Genomic DNA, 6,199 nt, shown 5'->3' with positions numbered 1-6,199 from the left:
CTGTGCGTTTGTCAGCTTTGGCGCGGGCCAGCCGCTCCCCAATGATGCGGTCAAGCTCGGCCTGGGTGAACAGCTTTTCGCCCCCGCTTGCCTCCGGGGTCTGAGTGGCCTGCTGTTCGATATTGGTGATGTTTTCTGTCATAGCAAATACCTCCGTTTACGCCTGAGTTAGGCTAAAATAAAAAAGGCATGGAATACCAGCGGTAAGCTGATTCCCATGCCCTTGATGTTGATTTCGCTTTGCTCAGTCAAATCCTGGCTCTGCCTATCGGCGGTACTCCATGCCTTATCTATAAATTATTATATCATAGATAGGGGGGTATGTCAAGCATTTCCCTTGTGATTACTGGGGTTTCCGGCATTTCTTGTGGTAAGATACACGTGATAAAAGGGGGCGTAGCGGTCACTTTTGCGGGCCTTAATGCCGGGTATTTGCTCGCGTATCATGGAGATTATGCCCGCCGCTTGCGGGGACTCGTGGGGCTTGTATGTAATGGCTATCTTCATCCGGTCACCGTCCTTTCATGTTTGCCCTTCTCGTTTAAAATACCCTTGTTATACTCATATGCCAGCCTGCTTTCATCTTCAAGCTCATCCAGTATTGTTTCAAGCAAACTGGTAAGGCCGTAAAAAGCTTTTTGATCCATACCTACGTCATCCATGCCGGCGTCCATCACGTACATCAAACTCAGACAACCCTCCAGCTTGTATTTAGTTTTCTCCAGGTCTGCACAAAAGCTAAAAAAGTTATTCATCTTATAATTCTCCCTTTGATTTATTTATACTGTGCCTTTTCTTCCTGCCCTGCGTGCCGCCGGTGATACTCAAGACAGATAAGCCCATGGTTTGCACAGAATCTAAGGTTTCTGCGGTATGTTTCTTCCTCATCCACTGCACTGCGGATTTTATTCAGCTCTCTTAAAAGCAGTTCTATCAGGTCAAGGACATCCGAGATATTTTTCATCTTGCAATCTTCCTAAGTTTTTGGTATACTGGGAGTGGAAATTTGGATAGCTGTAACCTTTTCCACTCTGCCGCTCTCAGTGTTGGTAGCACCGGGGGCGGTTTCTTCTTTATCTTGGCAATCACAGTGCTCGCCGGGGTCTAAGTGTGCCCCACAGTGGGGGCAGGTCTTGTAAAAGCTCATTGTATTTGCTCCTTTCTGTTTTGCGGTCTGCCGTCAGAGAGACAGCAGGGGGTCAAGTGAAAGAAAAACCTAGTGTTTTCTAGGGAGTTTTCTCTATACCAGGCGGTAAAGTAAAAACTTTTCTCTGGCGGTTTTGGGCTTTCTCTGTACCAGGTGGTAAAGTGAAAAAATCCTATTATTTTCTGGGGAAAATGTTTTCTCTATACCACCTAAATCAGTTTGACCTGTTTAGGCTCATCAAATGGTGTTGGAGTATCTTCTGAAAGCTCCATGAAATCATCTTGAGCGGACGATGTGGCTTGGATATACCAGATAATATTTCCCTTTCTGGCACTACCGGTTTGAAATATCCGGGTCTTTCCCTCTGCTTTCAGCTCGGACTTCGCCCTCTTTATGGCGCTGAAACTATACCCCGCCGTAGTGGCCTTTGCCTCCAAATCCACGGTAGGCAGCTCGCCTCCGGCCTCCGTCAAGGTCTTCATGATGAACGCCTTACAGTCCTCCCGCATGGGCGCGGACTTCTGGTGCTCGGCCCCCTGTATGTACTCCCGGTCGCGTTTCCAGGAAGTGCCGGCCTTTTGAATCTGTCCATCATTGTCAATGGTGAATAGGATAGTTTCTTGCAGTGCGCCGTAGTTGTTTTTCTCGTTACTGAGGTAGCGCACACCCTGTCCATCGGTGAAACCCGCCATCATCACAGAGCGGGCGATATCCCACAGGTCGGCACTGTCCGCTATGCGGTCGCGTCCGTATGCTTTGGGGCGCTTGTTTGTGTGGCAGATGATAAGAGCCGTGGTGTTGATGTCCTCGCCGATGGAGACGAGAGGAGCAAGACAGTCCCGCATTTCGTTTCTTGAGCCCATATTGACCTTTGGCGGGGTAAAGCCCTGTACCGGGTCAAACACGCACAGCACCGGGCGAAGGGCCCGCAGCGCCTCCTCCATCTCCGGGCTCCCAAATTTCAGCTTGTGCAAGAGCCCATCCCGGTCACCCACAAAGTCAGGGGTGGTTATGTTGTTCATATTTGCGCCAGCAAGCCGGAGTTTCTTTTTCAATTTCTTGCGCACACTGTCCTCGGTGGTAAAGAACGTAATGCGCATGGGCTCCCGCACATGGCCCGGCGAGTCTAAAATACAGCTCCTGCCGCTTGAGAGCGCCGCTATGATGTGGCACCAGAGCGTGGTCTTGCCTATACCGCCATCGGCGGCAATAACAGATATCTGCCCCTCTGGTATCCATCCAGGCACAAGCCATTTGGCCTCCTCCTCAGGGAAACTGTCCAGCGGCTTGAACAGGGACAGCAGAGAACTACTGCCGGGGCTCTCCAAATCCGGCTCCCATTCCTTTGCCTGCTGTATAAGCTTTCCCAGCCGCTTGTACGTTTCATCTCTGCCCAGCGCCGCTATCATGTCGCTGATGTCCCCATGCTCGGGTATCTCAGGCCACACGGTGGAGAGGTCGCACAGCCGCACACTCTGTGCCGCGCCGTACAGTGCCCCGGCGACCTCCCGGGCGTAGTCCCTGCCCACACTGTCATTGTCCGGCAGAATCACCACCACCTGCCCCCGGAGCTGTTCTGTGTACTCCTTTTTCCACTTGCCCGGCCCCGCGCCGTCCTCGCCGGATACGGCGGTATAGCCCAACCGGTGGAGATTGTCAGCGTCCTTCTCGCCCTCCACGGCAAAGATGATACCCGAGAGCCCGCCACGAATATACAGAGAGCGGGGCACGCCCCGGCGGTTATACTCCCAGCCGCCCTTGCCGTCAGGCTTGCGCCAACTAAAGCTTTTGTCGCTGTACCTGAGTTTCTGCACCCCGCCCGGGTAGCTGTATGTAGCTATTAGCTGTCTCTTTTGCGTGGGCCTGTCCTCGGTGAACAGGTCGCGCATACTGAGTCCCAGCGCCCTCACAATGGCCTCTGTTCTGCACCCGGCGTGGCAGTTAAGCAGTATTTTCCCGCCGCTCCCAAGGCTCACAGAAAGGCTCTGGTGCTTATCCTCATGGGCTGGGCAGCGGGCGGTGGCCTGCCCGCCGCTTTTATGTACCCCCTCGAGCCTTGAGAGGAAATTATCAAAGGTCAATCCTCCACCCCCATTACCTCGGTATACAGTTCCGTCAGGTCAACGGCTACAGAGCGCTTGCGGGGCGTTCCTATGTCCTGCACCTTAAAGCCCTGGCGGGTGCATATGCGCTCTATGAGCTCTCGGCTGGACTGACCCACAATCTGTGCCGCCTGGAGCTGGGCCTTGTCCAGCACAAGCAGTTGCTCATGGGTCTTGCCGTCCCTGGTGTCTGTGACCTTCACAGGAAAGGCCCTGAGATTTACCAATATCCTGTTTTGCATGGTGTCATACCTCCTTCTTCTGCGCCTGGGCGTTCACCCAATCCATGAGCAGCCCATACGGTATGCGCGTGGTGTTGCCAATCTTTACGGCGGGGAAGTCTGCCCGGTGCGTCCAGGTGTATACCGTCTTGGAACACACCTTCAAGAGCTTTGCCACCTCTGGTACGGTCAGAATCGCGTCCGGCATGGTCTTAGCCTCCTTTCTCGATGATATCTGACACAGGTACGCCCAGGCCCTTGGCGAGCTTGTCCGCGCTTGCCTTAGAGCAGCTTTTTCCGCTCCTTATTCCGGTAATAGTCCCCCGGGAAAGGCCGGAAGTTTCTGCCAAGTCCAGCGTGGTCAGGTCTTTTCTGGCCATTTCGGCTATCAGCTTTACTCGGTCAATTCGCATTGTCTCACCCCCACTCATTCTTTTGAGCGAATCCATTGTAACGCATAAGAGTGAATTTGTCAAGACACATTTTCAAACTTTTGCTTGATTTTTTTTCAATTTGTGGTATACTAACCACTATAGGAAAAAGAGGTGATATCATTGACAACAGGACAACTCATAAAAGAAGCTCGAAAAAAAGCGGGTATGACGCAATCCGAATTGGCGCAAAAGCTTAATGTCCCTTTTCAGAGTATCAGCCAATGGGAACGGGGCTTGCGTAATCCCAAAAATGATACGCTCAAGCGCGTAGCTACCGCTTTAGGGGTGGATTGGGTTAGTTTAACCGAGGAAAATGATTCTAATGCGACACATATGATTTGGGATGAATTAAGGAAAGAAATGTTAAAATCAGACCCATTAACAGATGAAGAAACGGCTCTAAAGACGCTGCTAAATTCTATTGGCTATGACCTTATAAAACTTGATGGAAGATACCGTTTCAGATATGATGACGGATTTTCTGTAATGACCGAAGACGATCTACATGAATTGTTAAGTTGTGCGAAGAACGGCTTAAAGGTTGCTGCAAAGACATTAGAATTAAAGCTGTTACAAAGGGACTTACCCCCGAATATACACATTGAGCAACCCCTACAATGCCCCTCTCCCGAAGATAGTGAAACTATACCAGAGAGCGGCGAAAGCCCGCCAGAGGGCCCCACAGAGCAAAATTAGGGGGTAACAAACCGTTACCCCCCTCATAGCCCAAGCAGAAAGGGGCGTACACCCCCTGCAAATAGAAACCGCCCTGAGTGCGGGAACACTCAAGGCGGCAAACGCACAAATACCAGGACGATGAATCAAGGCACCAGTGCGCCTATTATTATACCAGAAAAGCGCCGTGGTGTCAAACAGAAAGGAGCACATCATGGCGAAAAAGTCAGCGAAAGGCAACGGGACTATCAGAAAGAAGACAGTTACCAGGGGCGGCAAGGAGTACACCTATTGGGAGGCGCGTATCACCACAGGCCGGGACCCCGGCACAGGCAAACAGGTACAGCGCTCTTTCACCGGCAAAACACAGAAAGAGGTCAGGGAGAAAATGCAGACCGCGGCGGTAGAGGTCAACCGGGGCACGTATACGGCCCCACAACGCATGACGGTGGGGCAGTGGCTGGAAGTATGGCAAAAGGATTATATGGGCGGCTTAAAGCCTTGCACTGTCCGCACATACAAAGGGGCGGTCAAGAATCACATAGCCCCCGGCCTGGGCGCTGTCCGGCTTTCGGAGCTGCACCCTCATACAGTACAGGGCTTTATAAACGGCCTGGATATCTCCCCCGGTTCCGTGCGCTTAGTGTACCAAGTGCTGCACACGGCCCTAGAAAAGGCGGTTGACCTGGAATACATACCCCGCAACCCCTCCGCAAAGTGCAAACTTCCCCGGCTGGATAAAAAAGAGATATCCCCCCTTGACGATGGACAAACAGCCACCCTGCTGAAAGCGGCAGAAGGGCACGATTTAGAACAGCTTATCCGGTTGGCCTTGTTCACCGGCCTGCGTCAAAGCGAGCTGCTGGGCCTCACCTGGGATTGCGTGGATTTTGACAAGACTACCATCACCGTAAATAAGCAGCTCGCCCGCCAGGAACATCGGGCCCGGGGCTTGTTTGCCTCCCCTAAAAGCGGCAAGGGGCGGGTCATTACAGCAGCCGCCACGGCTATGCAGGCCCTACAGCGCCAGCGCGTCTTGCAGGCTAAAATGCAGTTTCGGGCGGGCCCGGCGTGGGATAATGCGTATGGCCTGGTATTTACTACACGCATAGGCGGTCCCATGGAACAAAGGAATGTAAACTACCACTTTCAGAGCCTCCTATCGCGGGCCGGGCTTGAAGGGGTACGCTTTCATGATACCCGCCACACGTATGCCGTGAATGCTATCCGGGCTGGGGACGATATCAAGACGGTTCAAGGCAACCTGGGCCACGCGTCAGCCGCTTTTACTCTGGATGTGTATGGGCATTTCAGCGAACAGATGAAGGTAGACAGCGCCGCGCGGATGGAGGAATTTATCAAGACTGTTTTGAATCTGTAAAGGGAAAATGTAAGGGAAAACAATCCCGCATATAGTACGAAAGCCCTGATAAACCTTGTGTTTGCAAGGATTTACAGGGGCTTTCTCTGTTAATAAGGACAAATCAGAAAACCCCGGAATTTCTAGATAGTGTCTACACGAATTAAGTACGGATAGCAGCCCAAATGGCGATACAACGGACGTGTACCGCGGCGATAAAAGCATCCGAGGTTTTGGCATAACGAGTGGCAATACCTCTC

8 protein-coding genes and 1 pseudogene are annotated in these 6,199 nt (G+C 52.2%); 2 read left to right on the top strand and 7 right to left on the bottom strand.

All coding sequences use genetic code 11. The annotated features are described in order from the left end of the window. Positions 1-503 precede the first annotated feature (503 nt). The 6 genes from U8U01_RS16755 to U8U01_RS16730 all read right to left on the bottom strand — a co-directional run bounded on the left by U8U01_RS16755 (position 504) and on the right by U8U01_RS16730 (position 3,883). Positions 504-755 (bottom strand): hypothetical protein, encoded by a 252-nt coding sequence (locus tag U8U01_RS16755; RefSeq protein WP_322176725.1) that lies wholly within the window; start codon positions 753-755, stop codon positions 504-506. Between the two features lie 20 nt (positions 756-775). Continuing rightward, positions 776-964, bottom strand: coding sequence for a hypothetical protein (locus U8U01_RS16750; RefSeq protein ID WP_322176723.1), 189 nt, complete (start codon positions 962-964; stop codon positions 776-778). A 392-nt stretch (positions 965-1,356) separates the two neighbouring features. Next, a complete protein-coding gene (locus U8U01_RS16745) occupies positions 1,357-3,228 on the bottom strand; it encodes an AAA family ATPase (protein WP_322176721.1) in 1,872 nt (623 codons plus the stop codon). After that, positions 3,225-3,491 (bottom strand): hypothetical protein, encoded by a 267-nt coding sequence (locus tag U8U01_RS16740; RefSeq protein ID WP_322176720.1) that lies wholly within the window; start codon positions 3,489-3,491, stop codon positions 3,225-3,227. The genes U8U01_RS16745 and U8U01_RS16740 overlap by 4 nt, the downstream gene beginning before the upstream one ends. Positions 3,492-3,495: 4 nt before the next feature. After that, positions 3,496-3,678, bottom strand: coding sequence for a helix-turn-helix domain-containing protein (locus U8U01_RS16735; RefSeq protein WP_322176718.1), 183 nt, complete (start codon positions 3,676-3,678; stop codon positions 3,496-3,498). Between the two features lie 4 nt (positions 3,679-3,682). Next, positions 3,683-3,883, bottom strand: a complete 201-nt coding sequence (locus U8U01_RS16730; RefSeq protein WP_322176716.1) for a helix-turn-helix domain-containing protein — start codon at positions 3,881-3,883, stop codon at positions 3,683-3,685. A gap of 141 nt (positions 3,884-4,024) precedes the next feature. On the opposite strand from U8U01_RS16730, the gene U8U01_RS16725 reads away from it, so the two are divergent. Continuing rightward, positions 4,025-4,600 carry a helix-turn-helix domain-containing protein gene (locus U8U01_RS16725; RefSeq protein WP_322176714.1) on the top strand — a complete coding sequence of 192 codons (576 nt, stop codon included), beginning with the start codon at positions 4,025-4,027 and terminating at the stop codon, positions 4,598-4,600. A 193-nt stretch (positions 4,601-4,793) separates the two neighbouring features. Further along, a complete protein-coding gene (locus tag U8U01_RS16720; protein ID WP_322176712.1) occupies positions 4,794-5,960 on the top strand; it encodes a tyrosine-type recombinase/integrase in 1,167 nt (388 codons plus the stop codon). 142 nt (positions 5,961-6,102) lie between these two features. Here U8U01_RS16720 and U8U01_RS16715 read toward each other — a convergent pair. Then, positions 6,103-6,199 (bottom strand): annotated as a pseudogene (locus U8U01_RS16715) (IS5/IS1182 family transposase); the annotation flags it as partial.

The sequence above is a fragment of the Acutalibacter caecimuris genome (genome assembly GCF_034335085.1).
Taxonomy (GTDB): Bacteria; Bacillota; Clostridia; order Oscillospirales; family Acutalibacteraceae; genus Acutalibacter; species Acutalibacter caecimuris.
This window is presented reverse-complemented; position numbering and strand designations above follow the sequence as displayed.

Excerpts from the sequence above, each read along its gene's own strand:
- U8U01_RS16730 (WP_322176716.1), bottom strand. The coding sequence starts at position 3,883 with ATGCGAATTGACCGAGTAAAGCTGATAGCCGAAATGGCCAGAAAAGAC.
- U8U01_RS16750 (WP_322176723.1), bottom strand. The coding sequence starts at position 964 with ATGAAAAATATCTCGGATGTCCTTGACCTGATAGAACTGCTTTTAAGA.
- U8U01_RS16740 (WP_322176720.1), bottom strand. The coding sequence starts at position 3,491 with ATGCAAAACAGGATATTGGTAAATCTCAGGGCCTTTCCTGTGAAGGTC.
- U8U01_RS16735 (WP_322176718.1), bottom strand. The coding sequence starts at position 3,678 with ATGCCGGACGCGATTCTGACCGTACCAGAGGTGGCAAAGCTCTTGAAG.
- U8U01_RS16720 (WP_322176712.1), top strand. The coding sequence starts at position 4,794 with ATGGCGAAAAAGTCAGCGAAAGGCAACGGGACTATCAGAAAGAAGACA.
- U8U01_RS16755 (WP_322176725.1), bottom strand. The coding sequence starts at position 755 with ATGAATAACTTTTTTAGCTTTTGTGCAGACCTGGAGAAAACTAAATAC.